The organism is Nocardiopsis sp. NRRL B-16309 (genome assembly GCF_001279585.1).
GTDB lineage: Bacteria > Actinomycetota > Actinomycetes > Streptosporangiales > Streptosporangiaceae > Nocardiopsis.
Genome location: NZ_LGEC01000016.1, coordinates 1 through 23778, shown reverse-complemented (window position 1 = coordinate 23778; position 23778 = coordinate 1). Strand labels below are relative to the sequence as shown.

At 65.7% G+C, this 23778-nt stretch carries 8 protein-coding genes and 1 pseudogene; 8 read left to right on the top strand and 1 reads right to left on the bottom strand.

Translation table 11 applies throughout. The annotated features are described in order from the left end of the window. Positions 1 to 2 precede the first annotated feature (2 nt). The 5 genes from ADL05_RS32235 (at position 3) to ADL05_RS30245 (ending at position 10716) form a co-directional block, all read left to right on the top strand. On the top strand, positions 3 to 5612 hold the full coding sequence (locus ADL05_RS32235) for a type IV secretion protein Rhs (protein WP_156365700.1): 5610 nt from the start codon (positions 3 to 5) through the stop codon (positions 5610 to 5612). Beyond that, entirely contained in the window at positions 5609 to 7147 is a 1539-nt protein-coding gene (locus ADL05_RS31495) for a polymorphic toxin-type HINT domain-containing protein (RefSeq protein ID WP_231640593.1), read from the top strand. The genes ADL05_RS32235 and ADL05_RS31495 overlap by 4 nt, the downstream gene beginning before the upstream one ends. A gap of 67 nt (positions 7148 to 7214) precedes the next feature. Continuing rightward, a complete protein-coding gene (locus ADL05_RS31490) occupies positions 7215 to 7544 on the top strand; it encodes a hypothetical protein (protein ID WP_231640582.1) in 330 nt (109 codons plus the stop codon). 438 nt (positions 7545 to 7982) lie between these two features. After that, positions 7983 to 9080, top strand: coding sequence for an ISAs1 family transposase (locus ADL05_RS03100; protein WP_053615322.1), 1098 nt, complete (start codon positions 7983 to 7985; stop codon positions 9078 to 9080). A 1054-nt stretch (positions 9081 to 10134) separates the two neighbouring features. Further along, positions 10135 to 10716, top strand: a complete 582-nt coding sequence (locus ADL05_RS30245) for a hypothetical protein (protein ID WP_156365698.1) — start codon at positions 10135 to 10137, stop codon at positions 10714 to 10716. Positions 10717 to 11408: 692 nt separating this feature from the next. On the opposite strand, the gene ADL05_RS03095 is transcribed toward ADL05_RS30245, so the two are convergent. Next, complete coding sequence (locus tag ADL05_RS03095) at positions 11409 to 12965, bottom strand: FG-GAP-like repeat-containing protein (protein ID WP_082376069.1); 1557 nt, start codon at positions 12963 to 12965, stop codon at positions 11409 to 11411. Positions 12966 to 13391: 426 nt separating this feature from the next. Between ADL05_RS03095 and ADL05_RS32230 the strand changes: the two genes are divergently transcribed. The 3 genes and pseudogenes from ADL05_RS32230 to ADL05_RS03085 all read left to right on the top strand — a co-directional run. Further along, positions 13392 to 22829 carry a DNRLRE domain-containing protein gene (locus tag ADL05_RS32230; protein ID WP_053615320.1) on the top strand — a complete coding sequence of 3146 codons (9438 nt, stop codon included), beginning with the start codon at positions 13392 to 13394 and terminating at the stop codon, positions 22827 to 22829. Between the two features lie 49 nt (positions 22830 to 22878). Beyond that, positions 22879 to 23325: a hypothetical protein gene (locus tag ADL05_RS30240; RefSeq protein ID WP_156365697.1), complete on the top strand. Its 447-nt coding sequence runs from the start codon at positions 22879 to 22881 to the stop codon at positions 23323 to 23325. Between the two features lie 65 nt (positions 23326 to 23390). After that, positions 23391 to 23778, top strand: a pseudogene (locus tag ADL05_RS03085) (transposase); the annotation flags it as partial.

The window sequence follows — 23778 nt, the reverse complement described above, 5'->3', positions numbered from 1 at the left end:
CTGTGACCCCGCGCAGTGACACCCCCGCCCGTCCCGGCCCGGTCCGCCGTGGCATCACCTGTTCGGTGGCCGTTGTCGTCGCGGCCGGCCTGCTGAACACCCTTCCGGCGTCCGCCACGGCCTTCAACCCACGTCCGGAGGTGGAGGAACAGGCCTCTGTGGAGGGTCGTGCCGCAGCCGCGGCCGCTCTGGAAGAGGATGACGCGGTCGCCCGGGCCTCGCTCTCCGAACCGGAAGCGGTGTCGTGGCCCGAAGCGTCGAGCACCGATGTCGATCTGGGACAGGCGAGGGCGCGCACCCTCGGCGCCGAGACCGACACCGAGCTCACGGTCGAGGCCGTCACCGGTGAGGAGTTCGACGGCTGGGAGGTACCCGAACACTGGCGGGACTGGGCCGCGCAGTCCCAGGGGGAGAGCAAACCGGACGGGGAGACCGGTCGCGAAGAATCGCCTCCGGACGGCGAGGAGGAGCCACCGGCCCCGACTGAGGGCGAGGCCGTGCCGGGTCCCGATGGCGAGGAGAGCCCGAGGACCGACGACGAGCCGGACGAAGAAGCACCGGAAACGGCGAGCCCCTCCCCGGAGAGCAGCCCGACCCCGCTTCGGGACGAGTTCCGCAGGGAGCCGATCGCCCCTGAAGACACCCCACCGGCCCTGGACGCCTCCGCCGAACCCGAACCGGTCGAGTCGGTCCGGGTCGAGGTCATGGACCGGCCCGAGACCGAACAAGCCGGGGTCAACGGCATCCTCCTTCGCCTGACCAGGACGGACGGCTCTCCCACCGTGGCCCCCGTCGAACTCGGGGTGGACTACTCCGACTTCGCCGCCGCCTTCGGCGGGGACTACGCCTCCCGCCTGGACGTCGTCGAACTGAACGAGTGCGTTCTCGACGACTCCTGCGAGGAGGACGAGGAGGTCTCGTTCGGTTCCCCCCAGGTTCTGGACAACAACGAACGGGACCACACCGTCGACGCGGTCGTGGCCGCGGCCCCGCAGCAGGGCACCCTGGTGGCCCTGAGCGCGGCGCCGGCCGGCGGCAACGGAGACTACGGCGCCACTCAGCTCTCGGCCGCCTCGTCCTGGAACGTCAACAACCAGTCCGGTGACTTCTCCTGGTCGTACTCCTTCCCCGCGCCCCCGGCTCCCAGCGACCTGAGCCCCGCCGTGGGGCTGGGATACTCCTCCGGAGGCGTGGACGGGCGCATCGCCACCTCCAACAACCAGACCTCCTGGATCGGCGACGGATTCGCCTACGCTCCAGGTGCGATCGAGCGCCGCTACGCCGCCTGTGTGGATTCCGGGCACGAGACCGGCGACCTGTGCTGGAACACCGACAACGTCACCCTGTCCATGAGCGGGCACTCCGGTGCGCTGGTCAAGCACGGGGACGGCAGCTACCGGCTGTCCAACGACGACGGCACCAGGGTCGAACGGCTCACCGGCGCCACCAACGGCGCCCACGACGGCGAGTACTGGAAGGTGACCACCCCCGACGGCACCCAGTACTTCTTCGGACGCAACCGCCTCCCCGGCTGGTCCAGCGGCGACCCGGAGACCGATTCGGCGCAGACTCTGCCGGTCTACGCCCCCGAGCCGGGCCAGCCCTGCTACGACTCCGACTTCGACGACTCCTGGTGCCAGCAGGCCAACAAGTGGAACCTCGACTACGTCGTGGACGTGCACGGCAACGCCATGACGTTCTACTACGACGCCGAGACCAACCACTACGGCCGCAACCTCACCAACACCGCCACCCCCTACGTGCGGGCGGCCAACGTCTCCCGCATCGAGTACGGGCTGCGGGAGGACGACGTCTACGCCACCGCCCCCACCCGGGTGGTCTTCTCCTCCTCCGAGCGTTGCCTGGCCACCGACTCCTTCGACTGCGCCGCGGACGAGCGGACCTCGGACCACGCCGAACACTGGCCCGACGTCCCCCTGGACCAGGACTGCGAGTCGGGCGAGTCCTGCACGGGACGGCACTCACCGACCTTCTGGTCCACCAAGAAGCTCGACACCATCACCACCCAGATCCACCAGGACGGCGACTACGCCGATGTCGATTCCTGGTCCTTCGAGCACTCCTTCCCCGAATCCGGAGACGGCACCGGGCCCACCCTGTGGCTGGACTCCATCGAACACGCGGGCCACGTGGGCGGCACCGAGGCCATGCCCAAGATCAGCTTCGCCGGCACCCAGATGCCCAACCGGGTGGACTCGACCAGCGACGACATCGCACCGATGCTCAGGTGGCGCGTCACCTCGATCTACACCGAGTCCGGCGGCCAGTTCGACATCACCTACTCCGAACCCGAGTGCGAACCCGGCGACACACCTGACCCGCACGCCAACACCAAGCGCTGCTACCCGGTGAAGTGGACACCCGAGGGCGGGGTGGAGCTGACCGACTGGTTCCACAAGTACGTGGTCACCGAGGTCAACGAGGTGGACCTGGTCACCGACCAGCCCACGCTCACCACCAGCTACGACTACGTCGGCACCCCGGCCTGGCGTTACACCGAGGCCGACGGCATGGTCAAGGACAAGTACCGCACCTGGGCCGACTGGCGCGGCTACGACCGCGTCATCGTCCGCACCGGCCACGAAAACGAGGAACGCACCGAGACCGAGTACCTGTACTTCCAGGGCATGGACGGCGACAAACAGCCTTCCGGCGAGCGCTCCGCGGTCATCACCGACTCCCGCGGGGTCGAGCACACCGACCACAAGGAACTCCACGGCACCGTCCGCGAGGTCATCACCCGCGACGGCGAGGGCGGCCGGGACATCTCCAAGGAGATCAGCACTCCCTGGTGGAAACAGACGGCCAAGGTCACCCACGACTGGGGCGAGCAGACCGCCACCAAGGTCCAGGTCGAGCAGCAGATCAGCCTCACCAGGACCTCGGACGGCGACTGGCGTGAGACCCGGGTCGACAACACCATCAACGACGACGGGGCCATCACCCAGGTCCGCGACCACGGGGACACGGCCGTGGACGGGGACGAGAAGTGCGTCAACACCACCCACGTCGACAACACCGACGCCTGGATCCTCAACCTCGTCTCCCGCGCGGAAACCCTCGCCGTCGACTGTGCGGACACCCCTGACCGCCCCGAAGACGTCATCACCGACGAACTGGTCCTCTACGACGGCGCAGAGCACGGGGCGACCCCGACCCGGGGCCTGCCCACCAGCACCAGGAAACTCGACTCCTACTCCGACGGCGGCGACCCCGCCTACCAGACGGTCCAGGAAACCGAGTTCGACGCCTACGGCAACACCGTCGCCGAGACCGACGCCTCCGGTGGAGTGACCGAAACCGAGTACACCTTCACGGATTCGGGCCTTCCCGAGTCGGTCACCGAGACCAATCCGATGGGCCACACCACGACCACGGTCGTGGACCCGGCCCGGGGCCTGCCCGTGGCCGAGACCGACGCCAACGACCGCACGATGACCATGGCCTACGACCCCCTGGGGCGGCTCACCGATGTGTGGTTGCCCGACCGGGACCAGGCCACGGACATCCCCACGGCCAAGTTCGAGTACCACGTCCGTCAGGACGCCCCCACCTCGATCGTCTCGCACACCCTGCGGACCTCCACCGAGTACACGACCAGCTACGAGATCTTCGACGCCTTCCTGCGCCCCCGCCAGACCCAGAGCCCCGCCCCCGGCGGCGGACGCCTGATCACCGACACCTTCCACGACACCCGCGGGCAGGTCGTCAAGGAGCGCGAACCCTACTACAACCAGGACACCCCAGAGGACAGCCTGTTCGCCGTCGCCAACGACGCCGACATCCCCCGCCAGAGCGTCACCGTCTACGACGGTGCGGGCCGCGTCACCGCCAACGTGCACGTCGCCTTCGGCGAGGAGCGATGGCGCACCAGCACCGAGCACCAGGGCGACCGCACGCTGGTCACCCCACCCGACGGAGGCGTGGCCACCACTTCGCTCGTCGATGCCCAGGGACGTCTGAGCGAGGTACGCACCCACCACGGCGGCACGCCCGAGGGCGAGTTCGACGCGATCACCTACACCTACGCCAAGAACGACGAGCTGGCCACCGTCACCGACCCCGAGGGCAGTGTCTGGGAGCACACCTACGACCTGCGCGGTCGCCTGGTCCAGACCGAAGATCCCGTCTCGGGCACCACCACGATGACCTACAACCAGCTCGACCAGCTGGTGACCTCCACCGACGCGCGCGGTGAGACCGTCGCCTACTCCTATGACGAACTCGGCCGCCAGCTCGGGCTGCACGACGACACTCCTGATGGGCCGCTCCGGGCCGAGTGGGTGTACGACACCCTCGCCAAGGGGCACCTGACCTCGTCCACCCGCTACGTGGACGGCAGCGCCTACACCACCGCGGTGGTGCGCTACGACCAGTTCTACCGGCCCACCACCACGGACGTCCGCATCCCCTCCAGCGAACCGATGCTGGGCGGACGCTACCGGTTCTCGACCCAGTACAACCTCGACGGTTCGGTGCGGGCGCAGACGATGCCGGCCGCCGGTGGTCTGGGCCAGGAGACTGTCTCCTACTCCTACAACGAGCTCGGCATGCCCACGCGGATGTCGGGGTTCACCGACTACGTCACCGACACCGTCTACAACAAGACCGGTGAACTGCGCCAGCTGGCCATGGACATCGACACGTCGGACACCCACGCCACCTGGATGACCCGCGACTACGACCCGGCCACCGGGCGCACGGACCAGACCACGCTGGTACCCGAACGCGGCATCACCGGGTCGCTGGTGCACCAGTACTACACCTACGACGACGCGGGCAACGTTCTCAACCTGCGCGACGAGCCCACCGCCGACCACCTCCAGGCGGATGTGCAGTGCTTCACCTACGACCACATGCGCCGCATGACCGAGGTGTGGACACCCGACGCCACCGGCGAGCAAGCGTGCGCGGACGAACCGGCGGTGGACGCCCTGGGCGGGGCGGCCCCCTACTGGCACTCCTACGAATACGACCGGCTCGGCAACCGCACCAGTGAGGTGCAGCACGGCCCGGGCGGCGGGGTGACCCGCACCTACACGCACGGGGACGCCACCGGGCTGCGCCCCCAGGTGCTGACGGAGGTGGAGGAGTCCGGGTCCTCGGGGGACCGCCTGGAGCAGTACTCGTACGACGAGGCCGGGAACATGACCGGCCGCACCACCGCCTCCCGGGACCAGGACCTGGAGTGGGACGCGGAGGGCAACCTGGCCCGGGTCACCGAGGAGGACGGCTCCGAGACCACCTACACCTACGACGCCGACGGCCAGCGCCTGATCCGCCGCGACCCGCAGTCGGCGACCCTGTACCTGCCGGGGATGGAGCTGCGCCTGGACAAGGAGTCGCTGCTCAAGGAGGCGACCCGGTTCTACTCCCACGCGGGGGAGACCGTCGCGGTACGCGAGAACGACGGGACCCTCTCCTGGATCCACGCCGACCGGCATGGAACTGGCCAGGTCGCGGTGAACGCCCGCACGGGGGAGGCCTCGCACCGGTACATGTCGGTGTTCGGTGCCGAACGGGGGCCGCCGCGGGCTGGCCCTCGGAGCGAGGGTTCGTCGGCGGCACGGTCGACTCCTCCACCGGACTGACGCAGCTCGGTGCGCGTGCCTACGACTCGTCCCTGGGCCGGTTCATCTCGGTGGACCCGGTCATGGACGTGACCGACCACCAGCAGATGCACGGCTACACCTACGCCTACAACAATCCGGTGACCTACACCGACCCCGACGGGTTGGCTCCGCTGTGCATCGACATCTGCGGTCCGGGCGGCTACACCATCACTCCGGGCCCGAACAACACGTCGAAGATGTACGACCACAGTGGGGAACAGACGTCCTACTACACGCCGCAGACCGGCTGGTCGGGATGGGTATCCACGCCTTCGTGGCGGACACGAATCAACGGGGGTACTTCCTCCAGCGGGTCTGGTGGATCTGGCGGTTCGGGCGGCGGCACCTATCAGAGCCAGCAGTCGGAGGCCTATCGTCAGGCCCAGGCGGAGAAGGAAGAGGCCAAGCAGAAACTCATCTCGGCCGCGACCGGGCTGGCGCAGTTGGTCGCGGACGAGCTGGGAATCACCGCCGGGTTGGAGTGCTTCACCACCGGTGATCTGGGCGCGTGTGGTGAGACCGCGCTGAACGTGGCAACGATGTTCGTGGGCGGATTGCCGACCAAGATCGCGGCGAAGTACGGATTGCGGTGGGGCAAGGCCGCTGAGCTAGGGCGGCGGATCGCTGAGCTCGGCGGTGATCTGATCGACGGGGTCAGGGGCCTGAGCCGGGCGAACCGCAAGCTCGACAACATCTCCTGTCCGATCGGCAACAGTTTCGTGCCGGGGACCGCGGTGGTGATGGCCGACGGATCGACCATGCCTATCGAAGAGGTCGACGTTGGCGAGAAGGTCTTGGCCACCGACCCCGAAACGGGTGAGCAGACATCGCGGACGGTGCTGGCCACGATCATCGGGTCCGGGGCCAAGGACCTGGTGCAGATCACGGTGGATCCGACCACCGAGCGCCAGGTCTCCGAAAGCGGGGACACGGAGTCCGGCTCTGGGGACGAGGGGGCGGGTGTTCCTGGACCGGTCGCGGCCGGTGACGTGATCGTGGCGACGGACGGCCACCCGTTCTGGGTTCCCGAACTGGAGGAATGGGTCGATGCGATCGACCTGGCTCCGGGGATGTGGTTGCAGACCTCATCCGGTACGTGGGTACAGGTGTCCGCGGTCCAGGCGTGGACGCAGGCCGCGACGGTCCACAACCTGACCATTCAGGGCCTGCACACGTACTATGCACTGGCGGGGAAGACGCCAGCGCTGGTGCACAATTCTGGGTCGTGTCCAAATTGGTCGACACGCTATGAGAGCGCCGGCGATCTCGCTGATAAGTATACCGAGGGACAGAGTACGCGAGATCCAGCATCGCAGTGGTATCATGAGTATTTGAGCGACGAGGAACTCCTTGATGGTATTAACAACGCGGCGCCGGGAGATGGAATTGCTTCTACGCCTGGGGGAACGCTAGTTGGAGGTCATCATCGCTGGGATGAGCTCCAAGAAAGATTGAAAGGCGGGCGTATTGGCGCAGACACGCCAATTCGTATCGACGTCTACGGTGGGGAGTAGTACTCGAATGTCGATGATTCGTACGACCGACCCTGACTTTCGTATATGCCAGATTAGTTTCGATGCGTTGCTCGAGGTCCAGTTGGAAGCAGAGGAGCGGGGGTTGGCAACCCGGTGGTCCTCGGTGGACGCACTCCGCAGCCAAGTCAAGGAAGAGGTTGTTGTCCTACAGTCGCTCATGCGCGAAGAGCGAGGGGGTGTTGTTCGAGCATACAGATGCCTCGTGCTATTCTCGACCGTGGATGGGAAGGATGCTGGAGGAATTGCCACAATCGATCTTGATCTGGCGAGGCTCGAATCGCTTGAGCGGGTTGATCGAGATCCGAATAGTCGAATGGCGTTTGCTCGGATGTTCTCCTTGGCGGTGGGGGGTGTGTCGATGATCTCGAAAAATTAGTGGCCCCTGGTGTGTCCACTTTCATATTTGACAGCGCGTTTGAGGTGCTAGGCTCCGTTGTTCTGGTGGTTATGCTCCGTTGATACTGGCCTTTGATTAGGTGGTTGACGGGAACGGGTCGGGATCGAGGCCGACGGACCGGATGAATCCGCAACAGCCCTGGTCGTTTCTGAACCGACCGCAGATGGGCTCGCAGTATCCTCTCCAGTTCGTCCACACTGCGGAAGGTCCGGTTGGCCAGGACCATTTTCAGGTGCGTGTTTCGTACCGGGTGTGATGCAGGGCTGTTTCAAGGTCGGACCGCTGTCGTATCTGTGCTGATCACAGGACCGTAGCGATCCGGTCGAAGCCCGCACAACGAGCAACGGAGCCCGCTAGAAGATCAGGGACTTCCACATCTCTGACTTCCAAGGGACTCCGTTGCGCCCCCAGTCTGCCATGCCCACCGCTGCCCCCGTCGACCTTGTACGCAAGCTCTCGGCCCTGGAGGATCCCCGCTCGCGGCGAGGACGCCGCCATGACCTGGCCAGTGTTGTGCTGTGTGCGCTGGCCGCGATGGTGGCCGGGGCCCGCTGCCTGCGGGCGATCGGTCAGTGGGCCGATGCCGCGCCCCAGCACACCCTGGTCCGGTTGGGCTGCCGCATCACCTGCCCCGCCCTCGGAGCGCGTACCGCCCCGTCCCCGGCGACCATCCGCCGGGTCCTGCTCGCCCTGGATCCCGAGGCCCTGGCCGCGCTGACCAGGCCCGACACCTTCCAGGTGGTGGCCGTTGACGGCAAAACCCTGCGCGGATCGGCCACGGGTTCAGGTACGGCGGTGCACCTGCTGGCCGCCCTGACCCCGAACCGGCACCTGATCGCCCAGGTGCGGGTCCCGGCGGGCACCAGCGAGATCGACGCCCTGGCCGTCCTGCTGGTCGGCGTGGACCTGGCAGGCGTCGTGGTCACCGCTGACGCCCTGCACACCCAGACCGACACTGTCACCCATCTGGTCGAAGAACTGCACGCCCACTACGTGCTGACCGTCAAACGCAACCAGAAGAGGTTGTTCACCCAGGTCAAAGCGCTTCCCTGGTCCCAGGCCCCCACGCTGGCCACCACCCGCGACCGCGGCCACGGACGGGCCGAGACCCGCACCCTCAAGGCCATCGCCCTGGCCGGGCGAACCGGTTTTCCGCACGCGGTCCAGGCCGTGCGGGTACGCCGCTATGTCAGGGATCTACGCACTGGTCGAGTGTCGTGGACCTGCGCTTGCGCGGTGACCTCGCTGGAGGTCGGGCAAGTCGACACGGCCCGGATCGGCGCTTTGGTGCGTGGTCATTGGGGCATCGAGGCCTGGCATCACGTCAAGGACGTGTCGTTGGGCGAGGACGCCTGCAAGGTCCGCTGCGGGCACGCACCCGACAACCTGGCCGCGCTGCGAGCTATCGCTCTCGTGCTCCTGGAACGGTTGGGTCAGGACACCGTGCCCGACGCGATCCGGTGGGTGTCGTATGAGGCCTTCTACCGCCCGCTGGACGTGATCGGTCTTCGCTGACCAGCGCGAACACCACCGCTCACCGAGAATGAAACAGCCCTGGTATCGACATGGGTGGCGGAGTGGTGTTCGGCGTTTCGGTGGTCCGGGTGTGGAGATCGCTCGGCGTCGTGTGGTGGATGCACCGGCATTTGAACCTATGCGTGAGGGTCTTCGAAGGCGGAGGGGCGGCGCGGGGAGGAGAGGGCCCGTGTGGCCTGGGCAGATCGGTAGGTGGGTGTCGCATTCGTTGTGGGGGCATCTTCATGGGGGTTCATCAGGGCGAGACGACGGCACGAGGAAGAGGTCCGCCGGTGATGAGACCTATCCACCTCCGCCCGGCCCCACAACCCTGGCCAGCGAACATTCCCACTGGCCAGGGCCGCCAGGCGCCCCGCGTGGGGCTGCTCCTGCCGCCGTGCCCGGGGCCCTGGTCTGGCGCATGTGGGGCCACCATCCGGGCATGGGTGGTGGTTACAAGCCCGATCACGTCGGATTGGCCTGCGCCCAGGCCGGTGACTCCGCAGAGGCCTCAGACCAGTGCGACGGTGGACCCTCAGACCCAGGCCAACAACGACGCGAGCTGGCTGAGTGAGGCGGGGGACTGGGTGAGCGGTGCTTTGGGTTCTGCCGCTGATTGGACTTCGGACAACTGGGACACTATTTACAACGTCGGAACTGTTGTCGGTCTTGGTGTATGCGTGTTTGCAACCGCTGGGGCATGTGTAGTTGCTGGTGGAGCTCTGCTCGCCGCGAATGTTGGAATGGATGCCTATAATAATCGAGACGACTTTAGTCAGATGGATGCCACTGGCCATGTGACTGATGCTGCTATGCTTGCCGCTGGTGGCGTAGTTGGTCGAACGATTGCTGGTACGGGCAGTAGGTTTTGGAGAGACCAAGGATTGTCGCGGCTGAATCATTACACCAGGCGACCGCCAAGCCGCAACGCTGGAGATGTCGATTTGGGAAGTACAGTTTTTGTCTACGGGGCAAACGCGGCCCAGTGGGTGGCGCCACAAGGCCTCAGTGCCAGTGCGAAGTGGATGTACGATGACATGGGAGTTTGATATCCTTGGCCATCTCTAAAGGCGCTTCATTTGGTCGCGGAAAAGTCCTTAGAAACCGATGGACGGCTGCGTTTGGAATTCTTGTGTCGTTCCTCTTCCTTCTTTTCTGGCTCGCCTGGGCTATGGAAGAGTCGCTTGATCCTGATCCGATAGGAAGGGGATCAATTTGGTTTCTCTCGCTGTTCTTTCCTCTGGTTTGGTGGTTCCTTCTAAAGGCGTCATTTTTCACAAATATTAAGATTGATGAGAATGGCGTCATTGTAAGAAACTTCTTCAGTAAGACAGTAATTCCCGCTGGTAAGATTTCAGGCGTCACCTGGGAGGGGGGTGTTGACGTCATCACAAGCGATGGCAGTAAGTACTGGTGCTTTAACCTTGGGGGATCGCTGATCGGTGCAATGTTTGGCTTCCCCACCAATCGCCGCTGCGCTCGAGAAATTGAAGCTTTCTTAAATGCGCGCAAGATTGAAAATCGCGGAGGGGCGGGTGGCGATGTTCGTTTCGGTGCGCATTTGAACATCGTTTTCCTTGTTTCGTCTGTGCTCGTTTCATATTCCTCTTTGCGCCTACTTGATTTCTTTTTATAGTCATCTACATAAGTTCTGGTGTTCTGAGTGCTTCCTTGAGAAGCAGTTCGCCGTGGTTGTAGGGACACCACAGCACCTGGAGGAGGTCGTGCTCTGAGGGTTGGGGGCGTCGGGTGAGTGGGTCCGGTGGAGCTGGACGACGGGGACGAGTTTGACTTCTCCGTCGGAGGTTTCCTGGGTATCGCGGTCGTAGTGCTCGCGGTCGCAGACGGGCCAAGGCTCGTCCTGGGGCCACAGGAGTGGTCCTCCGACGGAGCTGTCATGGCAGGAGGGCCGTCCCTGGGCGGGGGTGGAGGCGTACGGTTTCCCGGCGCCAGGGGCGCAGCTCGGGGAACAGCTCTTCGATGTTGACCGGGCGGGGCGGGGTGCGGCGGTTCACGGAGGTCTCCGGGGGTGCGAGTTGTGCAGGTGATAGGGGACTCTAGGCTCCATAGCCGACAGCCCGCCGCTCGGCTTCGGGTCGGACAGGGGGACTGGAAAGGCGTGGTGTTCGGACATGAGCGGTGTGGGGTTGGAAGAGCGGGTCGAAGATCTGCGCACAAACGGAGTACAAACGGCTGGCGGACGGCGTCCGGTGGCACCTCGCGAGGTCCTCGCGAGAACGTTGCCCCACCTCGCGTTGGGGTGTTGCGACCACTAGAACCCAAGCTCTTGCACCTGCTCCTGGGGAGCCGGGGCAGACACCCTTGCGGCTACTTGGGCAGGGCGATACCCAAGGCATCCTCTCCGGACCCCTCATCGAGTTCGAGGTCGGCCTGGGCGTACGCCGTCGCGGAGATCATGGAGCCCCGTTCCATCTCCAGGCGCGTGACCGTACCGTGGCTGTTGCCGGGTGCTCCGATGAGCGGCTCCGCGATCCCGTCTCCGTTCATGTCCAGCACACCGACGGTCCACCCGAAGTGGTCGTGCTTGGCGACGACACCGGGTACACCGGCCACGTCCTGGTCGATCCATACCGAGTCAGTGGCGGCGATGCCACCGGTGGCGTTGCCGAACATGACCAGAGCGGCCCCCGATCCCGTCGCGCTTCCGATGGCCTCGCTGCGCATGCCCACGATCAGATCGTCGATGCCGTCACCGTCGACGTCGCCCGCAGCCAGGTCCGCCGCGAAGTAGTCTTCTTCTTCGGGCGCGCCAGGGATTCCGGGGGTGTCCTGGTCGAAGAGTTCGACGTTGTCCGGGGAGAGTCCGTCGGCGCTCGCGTGGAAGATCGCCAACCGTCCGGCCGCACCATCCTCGCCGACCTTCTCGTCGGAGACTCCGACCGCGACATCGAGGTACTGGTCGTCGTCGAAGTGGCCGAGGGCCAGGGCACTCCCCGAGAACTCGCCGATACCGTCGACGTCGGGTGAGTTGATGGTGTCCCAACCGGCCGGAGCATCGGTGAAGGGACCGAACAACACGTGGATGGATCCTCGGTCCGAACTCCTGGAGAGCTGTTCGCCGATGGTCCCGGACACCAGGTCGTCGATGCCGTCTCCGTTGATGTCGCCGATGGCGATCTGTTCGCCGAACCGGTCCCCATGCTCGGGGACACCCGGAACATTCTCGGTCAGCTGGTCGATCGAGATCGTCGTGCTCATGTCGAGTCCGGAGGCGGACCCGAAGACGATGCGGGCCGTGCCCGCGTTCGGCTTGCCGTTGGCTGCGTCGAGGGGCTGTCCGATGGCGAGGTCGTCGTATCCGTCGTTGTTCAGGTCTCCGGTGGCGAGGGAGTACCCGAAGATCTCGTCCTTGACCACATCCCCGGGTATGCCCGCGCTGTCCTCGTGAATGGACTGGCTGCGGTCATTGACGAGCCCCGAACCACTGCCGTACTGAATGGTGACGTAACCAGCACCCTCAGTGTCGCCAACGGCCTCGAACGGAATGCTCACCGCCAGGTCCGCATATCCGTCCGCATCGAAGTCTCCGCTGGTCAATGCCTGGCCGAAGCTGTCTCCCTCCTCCGGAGCGCCCCCCACATGCGCTGTGTCCTGGTTGATGAGGTCGCTGCTTCCGATGAGCCCGGAAATGCTGCCCGTGGCAATGGCGACCGATCCGGCGTTCGGGTTGCCGTTCAGGGTGTCTCCCGGAAGGCCAACGGCCAGGTCGGGGTACCCGTCTCCGTTGAAGTCATAGGAATCGGCACGGGGGTCGCTGGTGCTTGCGACGAGGGCGTACGTGCCCACGCCACCGAGCATCAGTAGCCCAGCCATCACAGCGAGCCACTTTCGAGATGTGGGCAGCTGAGAGCCCTTGCGCTTCATCGGTCCCCTTCAGCCGAAACGGGTGAACGGCGGAACCATAACCCTCTAGAGTCTCGCCCTGATTACGAAGTTTGCAAATATTTATATTTATTCGTTACTTATGTCTTGTTATTTGACTGTTGCTGGTTCTTAGCAAACTTTGTTCTACAGTGTCCGAGTTCTGTCGAGTCGGCCTCTCAGCTTCACGGGGCCGGCTCGTTGCTGTTGGACTTCGAGCGAAGGAGCCTCGTGCACGCGTCGCACCGTGGCGGAATCTTGGACAAGCGGACCTGGAGGCTGTCGCTGGCCAGTGCCGTGGCTCTTTCCTTGGTGCTCAGCCTTCTGTCACAGCCAGCTCTGGCCCAGGACCCGCCGGCGGCTCCCGCGGCCGAGACACCCACAGGCCCGGAGCAGCTCAGCGGAAGCGCGTCAGGGCGTGAACACGAGGTGTCGGCCGAGCAGACCGATGCCACCGGGGCCAACGACCTCAACGCCGGTGACCTCACAGCTGGCGAGGACGCGCTGCCTCTGGAAGGGGACACGACTCCGTTCGCTCCGGTCGAGCCGGAGATCGACTCGCAGGAGTTCACGCAGCAGTCCAACACCCCCACCACAACCGAGGGCACGGGCTTCGACCCCGAACGCAGCGTGGAAGTCTCAGAACAGCGATCACGCTGGAGCAAGGAGTTCGAGAACCCCGACGGCACCTCCACCACCCAGATCTACCCGGATCCGGTGCACTTCCAGGCCGCTGACGGCACCTGGCAGGAGATCGACACGACGCTGGTTCCGGACACCGAGGCAACCGGTGCGCGAACCATGCGCAGTAGCGATGGAACGCGCCTCGCCATGTCCGCGGAAGAGACGGACCTCACCGTCTCCACCGATGGGGACACCCCGGATCTCGCTGCTCTCGGCGTGAGCGATGGCGGCGAACACAGCGTCACATTCGGTGTCGACGACGCCTCCGACGTCGTAGGACGTGTCCAGGAAGACACTATCCGCTATGAGGACGTCAGGCCCGACGCCGACCTGACACTGCAGGCCGCGCCAGGGATGGTCAAGGAGACGATCATCCTGAACTCGCCCAACGCCCCCCGGGAATGGGCCTTCCCGCTCGAGCTCAACGGGTTGGTCCCGGAGCTGGACGACCAGGGAGCCGTCGTCTTCCTGGACACAGAGCGGCAGGCACAGGCGATCATCCCCACCGGGTGGATGGAGGACTCCTCCCACGATCCGCAGACGGGCGGCCCCGCCGTCTCCGGTGACGTCCACTACCGGCTGGAGGAGGACGGCGGCCAGTGGTCCCTCGTCGTCGAGCTGGACGAGGCCTGGCTCGACGATCCCGACCGCGTCTACCCCGTCCAGGTGGACCCCAGCGTTGCCGACATCGACACCAACGGGGACTCCTACGTCCAGGACGATTGGCCCAACACCAACTACGGCGGCGACGACGAGCTCAAGGTCGGCAGCTACAACGGTGGCGGCAGCAGGGCCATCAGCTACATCCGCTTCGGCGATGTCACCAGTGAGCTGGAGGACCGCTACATCCTCAACGCCGACCTCGGGCTGTTCAACCACTGGTCGTCCCAGTGCGACCCGCGCGAGGTCCGCGTCCACGAGATCACGGAATCGTGGTCGGCGACCACGGTCACCTGGAACAACCGTCCCTCCTCCAGCGGTTCCGCGGTCGCGGCCAAGTCGTTCGCCCACGGGGAGACCTGCGGCGGGTCGGAGTGGGAGACCATCGACCTCGGCAGGAACGGCGTCGACCTGGTCCAGGGCTGGGTCGACGGTTCGAGCACCAACCACGGATTGTCGATCCAGGCCGACTTCGACTCCAGCTACACCTGGAAGCGTTTCGGTAGCCGTCAGTCCGCCAACGCCCCCTACCTGGCCATCACCCACAGCGCGTGGGGCGCCGCCTACGACGTCGGGTCCCTGACCGAACCGGTCACCGGCGGTCAAGGCGGCGAGGTCACCGTGACCGTCACCAACCTCGGTGACGTCGACTGGGAACCCCAGGGCTGGAACGAACTGCGACTGGGCACCCGCGTTCGGGACAAGGACACCGGAGATCTTCTGGACGCGGTCGCCTTCACCCGTCTGACCGAACGGCTCACCCCTGGAGACTCGGCCACTCTCGACGCCCGCATCCCCTCCCTTCCCCCGGGTGAGTACCTGCTCAACTTCGACATGCAGCGGTTGCAGGACCAGAGCTGGCTCTCCGATAAGAGCGTGCCCGTGTCCACGGTCAGCGTCACTTCTCAGGACGTGGGCCCCCGGATCAACGATGTCTACCCCCGCCCCGGAGGGCAGATCGGCAGTCTCACCCCCAGTCTCTTCGCCGACGCCGAGAGCATCGACGACTGGCCCGCCGACGCCACCGTGGCGTACTGGTTCGAGGTCTGCGACGACACCGACGGGGAACCCACGGACTGCGTCGACTCGGGGTGGCAGGACGACCGCACGTGGACTGTTCCCGCGGACACTCTGACCTGGGGCGAGCAGTTCCTCTGGCGGGTGCAGACACGAGAGGGGACCCAGGAGAGTCCGGCCAGCCCCTACTACCCGGTCGTCACCGCCGTCGAGCAGCCCGCCATCACCCGCCACCTCGGTGGCGTCGGCCTCAGTGGTGCCGGACGCGACGTCGATCCGCTGGTCGGCAACTACACCACCACCGTCACCGACGCCGAGATCTCGTCGGTCGGACCGGCGCTGTCCGTCAACCGGACCTACAACAGCCGTGACCCGCGTACCGACAACGTGTTCGGGGCGGGCTGGAGCACCCGGTTCGACATGCGGGTGCAACCCGACGACGACGGTAGTGGCAACGTCGTCGTCACCTATCCGAACGGCCGGCAGGTCCGGTTCGGACACAACCCCGACGGCACCTACGCACCCCCGTTCGGCAGCTTCGCGACCCTCACAACGACCAGTGAGGGCGGGTGGCGTCTGAGCGACAAGAACCAGACCTCCTACGTCTTCGACGCCGACGGCCGCATCATCGAGGTCACCGACTTCCGCGGTCGGGCCCAGTCCTTCGAGTACGCCGCTGACGGCACGCTGGCCAGTGTCGCCAACCCCGGTGGCCGCAGCCTGCACTTCGCCTGGGACGGCGGCCGGGTCAGCACCGTCACCACGGACGCCCCCGAGAACGGGACCGAACCGCTGGAGTGGACCTACGCCTACGACGGCGATCGGCTCACCCAGGTCTGCGGCCCTGAGGACGCCGAGGACGCGTGCACCAGCTACACCTACACTGATGGCTCCCACTACCGAACCGTCGTCCACGACGCCGGTCCCGTCGCCCATTGGCGCTTCGGGGAGGACGAGGGCTCGGGCGACGCCACCAGTGACCTGCTCCTGGACGACGACCGTCACACCGGTTCCTACCAGGACGTCCAGCTCGGCACCCCGGGAGCATTGCAGGGAAGCCCCGAGACCGCGGCAACCTTCAATGGCGCCTCCTCCCGCGTGCAGCTGCCGGACTGGCTGGTCACCGACACCCCCTACCTGACGGTCGAGCTCTGGTTCCGCACGACCGACGACGGTGTGCTGTTCAGCTACCAGAACCACAGCCTGGACGAGGCAACCACAGGGTCGTACACCCCAGCGCTCTACGTCGGTACCGACGGCAAGCTCCGCGGACAGCTCTGGAACGGAACTGCCGCCCCCATCACCTCCGACACAGCGGTGAACGACGGCACCTGGCACCACGCCGCCCTGACCGCCTCCGGCAACAACCAGTCCCTCTACCTGGACGGCACCGTCGTCGACACGGTGACCGGTGAGATCACCCAAAACGACCAGCGCTATGTGTACGCGGGCGCGGGGTACTGGAAGGATTGGCCCGCCTCCAGCGGCGACACCTCGCACTTCACCGGTGACATGGACGAAGTCGCCGTCTACGGTCGCCCCCTCGGCGCCCAGACGGTGGCCGAGCACCACGCGGCCGGCACACTCTCCCAGAAGCTGACCACGGCCACCCTCCCCAGCGGACGCACCCAGGTGCAACTGGCCCACGATGCCGTCCACGACCGCGTCAGCGAGTACACCGACTCGGGCGGTGCCACCTACCAGGTCTCCGACCACACCCTGACCAGCGCCGAGGAGAGCGACGACCAGGAGACGACCCCCGAGGACCCGACGGTCACGGTGACCGTCACCGACCCCGACGACCGCGACTCCAACTACACCTACGACCCGCTCAACGGCCACCGCCTGCTCTCACAGACGGACGTGTCCGGCAACACCGCGACGTTCGCCTACGACACCGGAGGGTTCCTCGCCGCCACCACCGCGCCGGACGGCACCGTGACCCGAACCGGTCGCGACGAGCGCGGCAACAAGGTCTCCCAGACCACCTGCCGTGACGCCGACGACGAGCAGTCGTGCTCCACCAGCTACTACGACTACTTCCTCAACGCGGACGATCCGCTGGATCCGCGCAACGACCAGTTGACCGCCGAACGCGACGCCCGCTCCAGCGGACCGAGCGACGACACGTACCTGACCACCTACGGCTACAACTCCCTCGGTGACCGGGTCTCCACCACCACACCCGCCACTAACGATTTCCCCGAAGGCCGGTCGACCACCCAGACCTTCACCGACGGCACCGAGGACGCGGTCGGAGACGGCACCGTCCCTGCGGGACTGCTCCTCACCGCGACCGACGCCAAGGGCGGCGTCACCTCCTACGCCTACTCCGCCACCGGCGACCTGGCGCGGGTGACGGCCCCGAACGGCCTGGTCAACTCCCACACCTATGACGCCCTCGGCAGGGAGACCTCCAGCACCGTCGTCACCGATGACCACACGGACGGCATCACCACCACCTACGCCTACGACGGTGAATCCCGCCTCGTCTCCACGACCGGACCGACCACCACCAACGCCGTCACCGGGGACTCCCACCAGGCATCGACCACCTACACCTACGACGCCGACGGCCGGGTCCTGACCGAGACCGTCACCGACCTCGAAGGCGTCGACGAACCCCGCACCACCACCCACACCTACGACACCCACGGCCGACGGGCCTCGACCACCGACGCCGAGAACCAGAAGGAGAACTACACCTACGACACCTACGGCCACCAGGCCACGCGTACGACAGCCGACGGGGAGACCTTCCGCTACACCTACACCCCCAGCGGCGACCTGGCCGAGGTCGTGCTCACCGGCTACACCGGTCACCCCGACGACCCACAGCCCGCCACCGACGTCGTCCTGGACTCCTACGCCTACGACCCCGTGGGGCGCCTGGCCGAACACACCGACGCCATGGGCCGTACCACCCGGTACACCTACTACGACGACGGCCTGACAGCCCAGGAGACGCGCGTCGGCTTCCGTGAGCAGGACGGCTCCACACGCGACATCGTCCTGGCCTCCTACACCTACGACGAGGCGGGCCACCTGACCCGTGAGACCACCGGCAACGGCACGGTCACCACCACCCACGAGATCGACGCCGCCGGCCTGACCACCGCCACCGTCCTCGACCCGGACGGGCTGGCCCGCCGTACCGCCTACACCCACGACGCCACGGGAGCGGTCCTCACCGAGACCCTCACCGGCGCCGGAGGGACCCGCGCAGAGAAGGTCACCTACCAGCGCGACGCCACCGGGGCCTGGACCAGCCGCACCGTCGAGAACGGCACCGAGGACCTCACCACCACCCGGGTTCTCGACCAGCGCGGACTGGTCCTGTCGGAAACCACACCCGGCGGAGCCACCACCGAGTACAGCCACGACATCCTCGGCAACCTCACCACCAGCCGCAGCCCGGCCGTCGATGTCGAGGAATGGAACACCGAGGCGGTCACCGCGCGGCCCACCACGACCCTCGGCTACAACGCCTTCGGTGAACTCACCCACGAGCAGGACGAACGCGGACACACCACCCGCGCCGTCTACGACCGGCTGGGCCGCACGGTCAGCACGACCCTGCCCGACTACACACCCGACGGCTCAAGCACAGCCCTGACCTCCACCCACTCCACCACCTACGACAACGCGGGACGCATCGCTTCCGAGACCGATCCCCTGGGCGGCACCACCACCTACGCCTACGACCAACTCGGCAACCCCGCCCGCATCACCGAACCCCCGGCCGAGGAAGGCGGCACCGCGCCGGTCACCACCCTCACCCACGACCTGCTCGGCGAACAGCTCTCGGTGACAGGACCGACCGGAGCCCGCACCGAGGCCACCTACGACGACCTCGGCCGGCAGATCACCCAGACTGAGATCGAACGCCACCCCACACCCGCCGCCCACACCACCACCTACACCTACGACGACGCCGGAAACCGCACCTCGACCACCACCCCGACGGGTGTGAGCACCTCCACGGCCTTCGACGCCTCCGGCCAACCCGTCACGAAGACCGGCGCGGCAGGCCAGGAAACCGTCTACGCCTACGGACCAACCGGGCTGGCCACCGCCGCCACCGACCCCGCGGGCACTACCGTGCGCACCTCCCACGACCTCGCGGGCCGCCCCACCGACACCACCATCGAGGACGCATCCGGGGCCACACTGGCGACCACGAGCACCGGCTACGACGCCGACTCGCGCCCCGTCACGGTCACCGATGCACTGGGCCACACCACCACCCGCGACTACGACCCGATCGGCCGGGTCACCACCCTCACCGAACCGGTCGACGACACCACATCCATCACCACGACCTTCGGCTACGACGCCGAGGGCAACCGCACCCGGCTCACCGACGGACGGGGCAACACCACCTGGTACACCTTCACCACGCACGGGCAGCTGGAGTCGGTGATCGAACCGGCCACCGACAGCCACCCGGACCTGGCCGACCGCACCTGGACCACCGTCTACGACGCGGCCGGGCAACCCATCGAGGAGCACAAGCCCGGCGGTGTCGTCCAGAGCACCGCCTATGACGCCCTGGGACGCATCACGCAGGTCTCCGGAAGCGGCGCCGAGGCCACCACCCAGACCGACACCTTCGGCTACGACCTGGCCGGTCGGCCCACGACCGTGGGCGCCAACTCCTACACCTACAACGACCGCGGCCAACTCCTCACCGCCGACGGCGAATCCGGCACAGCGTCCTTCTCCTACGACGCGGACGGCCGCCTCGTCCAGCGTGATGACGCCGCAGGCACCACCGCCTTCGCCTACGACACCGCAGGGCGCCTGGCCACCGCGGCCGACCCGCTCACCGGCACCGACCACCAGTACTCCTATGACAGTGCCGGCCGCCTGGACGGCATCGTCTACGGCGACACCTCCGCCGTGGAGCGCTCGTTCGACTACGACGCCCGAGGGCGCCTGGTCAGCGACTCCACCGTCGCCCCTGGGCCGGCACCGGCAGTCTCGGTCTCCTACGCCTACGACGACGCCGACCGGATCACCGGCAAGACCACCGCGGGCATCGCCGGAGAGGGCGAGAACACCTACACCTACGACGACGTCGGCCGCCTGACCGGGTGGACCGACCCGGACGGCACGGTCACCGACTACACCTGGGACGCCTCCGGAAACCGCGCCTCCGCCGGTGGGGACACGGCGACCTACGACGAACGCAACCGCCTGATCAGCGCCGCCGGGACCGACTACACCTGGAGCGCCAGGGGAACCCTGGCCCAGACCACGGAGTCCGATGGCACCGCCACGGCGTTCACCTACGACGCCCGTGGCCGGATGATCAGCGACGGCGAGGCCGTCTACTTCTACGACGCCCTGAACAGGGTGATCCAGCGCGGCGGCCACAACCTGCGCTACGCCGACCAGAGCAACAACGCGGTCGACGTCTCCGGGGAGCTCATCGCCCTCGACCTCGACGGCGCACCGTTGGCCACGACCGCCGCCGATGGCACCGGCGCCACGGTCTCCATCAGCGACGCGCACGGTGACGTGATCGCCGCCGTGGACCCGGCCGCGGGAACGGTCACGGGATCGCGGACCTATACACCCTTCGGCGAGGTCACCGACGAGCAGGGGACCACTGGGTCACTCGGTTTCCAGGGGGAGTACACCGACCCGGACACCGGCCGGGTGAACATGCACGCCCGCTGGTACGACCCGACGACCGGCGGGTTCTCCTCACGCGATTCTTGGACCCTGAACCCCACTCCGTCTGTCCAGGCCAACCGGTACACCTACGGCAACGCCAGCCCGCTGATGAACACCGACCCCAGCGGCCACTGGTCACTCTGTATCCCAATCAATGCCGTCTTTCCCGGTGGTTTCCTTGGAACGTGTAAACCGCCAACCATCATTGTGGGCGTTCCGCAGCCCTGGAAGCCGTCCGAGAACAACAGCCCGAACCTTCCCGCCGAGGGATCTGGTTCGGGTGGGGGAGCTGGTCCCGGGTGCTCATCCTGTGGCGGCTCCGGCGGCTCTGGCGGTTCCGGCGGCTCTGGCGGTTCCGGCGGCTCTGGTGGCTATGGCGGTGGCGGCTACGGCGGCTACGGTGGCTACGGGGGTTCCGGTGGCTACGGCGGTGGCGGTTCTGGTGGTTCCGGCGGCGGGAATGTAGCTGCTCCTACTCCGGACTGGGGCAGAGTTTTGGAAGGAGTTGTATCCACCCCGCACCCCCGACCAGCAAGTCCTGACAGTAGTGAATCTACTGACTCCGGTCACGAACAGTTCGTTGAGGACTCCTTCACTGAAGTCATCGAGGAACTAGATGACTTGCGCAGCAGTATTTACTGGGACGCGCTGGAGTTCGGTGGAGGCGCGGTCCAGGCAGGAATGACCTACAGCCCACCAGCGCTGGTAACCGACTACGCGCTGGACAAGCTCGGTCTGCCTACAATGGAAGAGGCATACCTGGGTGCTGGCGGGAGCACGGACTCGGGTTTCTACCAGGCCGGTTCACTGGTTCCGGATTTGGTTGCGGAATTGGCCACGGGGCCGATTCCTCTGGGGGCTGCGTCCCGGGTTGTGCGTAACGGTGCTGGTTCAGCCAGGGGCTGGTTTTCACGGCTGCGTCGGGGTGACAATACTTGTGCCCCCGGCAATAGTTTTGCTGCGGGGACGCCGGTACTGATGGCTGACGGTTCGCACAAAGCGATCGAGGACGTCCAGGTTGGCGATGAAGTGCTGGCTACCGACCCGGAGACAGGGGAACAAGGGCCGAGGGAGGTCCTGGCCACGATCGTTGGATCAGGAACCAAAACCTTGGTCGAGATCACGGTGGATACCGACACGGAGCGCCAGGCCCCCGAGGAGGAGCCGGCTGACTCGGAACGTGCCTCGGAGGTTCCAGGACCGCTGGCGGGCGGGGACGCCGTGATCGCCACGGACGGCCACCCGTTCTGGGTGCCGGAGCTGAACACCTGGGTCGACGCGATCGACCTGGTGCCGGGGACGTGGCTGCAGACCTCGGCTGGAACGTGGGTGCAGGTTTCCGCGGTCGAGTCCTGGACGCAGGCTGCCACGGTCCATAACCTGACTGTCCACGGCATCCACACGTTCCACGTGACTGTGGGTTCCTTGGACGTCCTTAACCACAACTGTGGGGATGGGCTCAATTACGTCACATACACGAAGACCGATCCATTGACCGGGAATGTTTATACAGGGCGATCTCGCGGCTATGGTGACCCGCTTGATATCGTTGCTTCGCGTGACAGGAATCATCACATGAACAGGCAAGGATTCGGTCCAGCGGTTCTGGATCAATCTGTGGAAGCAAGCTTGCCTGTGCCTCAGAGGCATAGTGATATCGCATATCAGGCCATTCGGGGCAGGGAGCAAAATCTCATCGATTTTTTTGGAGGATCGCATTCGGCTGGCGGTAATTCTGGCAATGCAATTCGTGGGATTGGTGATGATTCTCCCTTTAGGTCGAGGTATATGAATGCTGCAAGGAGGATGTGGGGCTGGCTGTAGGATAGGAATGGTAAGGCGACATTTGTAAAATGGCTATTTTGGAGGAAAGATGAAATTCTCCCCGGGGTCTCTGTTTAAGATCAAAGTAGGGGGCGACGAGTATGCGTACGCCTTGATGTTGGCGGAGTTCCCGTATGTTGCCTTCTATGGGAAGGATGTAAGTATCGATGATGCCGGCGCGCTGGAAGGGTCGCCCATGTTCGTAGTCGCTGTCGAAAAATCTGCCTACGCCGCCCATGGTTGGGGGGAATTTCTTCATCGAATTCCAAAGGGAAATCTTCCTGGGATACCTAGATTCTTTTGGCAAAGCCCTGTAAGGAAAAACGACTGCAAAATAGTGGAACCTATTAAGCATAGGGTTCCGGCGAAGCCAAGTGAGTGCATTGGCCTTGAGGCCGAAGCTGTATGGAGTTTTGAGCACATTGAATCTAGAATCATTGATTCATATGCGGGTCGACCCAATCATTTTGTCGAATCCCTTCGCGTGAAGCTCTGAGTTCTTGGATTTTTGCCTTATTCTCTTAGAGTTCATCTCATTTGGATTCTCGGTAGCCTGGCCGCGTGTCGATGGTTGAACGCCTTGTGCCGGATGAGCTGTGGGAACTGTTCCAGCGAGTGGTGCCCGAGGCGCCCACGCGTCCCCAGGGCGGCGGGCGGCGGCGACACGGGGACCGTGAGGTGCTGGCCGCGATCATCTTCGTCGCGACCAGCGGTTGCACTTGGGCGCAGCTCCCGCCGGTGTTCGGCCGGTCCGGGCCCACCGCTCACCGGCGCTTCACCGGGTGGACCCGGGCGAGGGTGTGGGCCAAGCTGCACCGGCTGGTGCTGGACGAACTCGGTTCCCGCGGCGAGGTGGACTGGTCGCGGTGCGCGATCGACTCGGTCAACATGCGTGCCCTCAAAGGGGGGAGCTGACGGGTCCGAATCCTGTCGACCGGGGCAAGAAGGG

Excerpts from the sequence above, each read along its gene's own strand:
- ADL05_RS03100 (WP_053615322.1), top strand. The coding sequence starts at position 7,983 with ATGCCCACCGCTGCCCCCGTCGACCTTGTACGCAAGCTCTCGGCCCTG.
- ADL05_RS03095 (WP_082376069.1), bottom strand. The coding sequence starts at position 12,965 with ATGAAGCGCAAGGGCTCTCAGCTGCCCACATCTCGAAAGTGGCTCGCT.
- ADL05_RS30240 (WP_156365697.1), top strand. The coding sequence starts at position 22,879 with ATGAAATTCTCCCCGGGGTCTCTGTTTAAGATCAAAGTAGGGGGCGAC.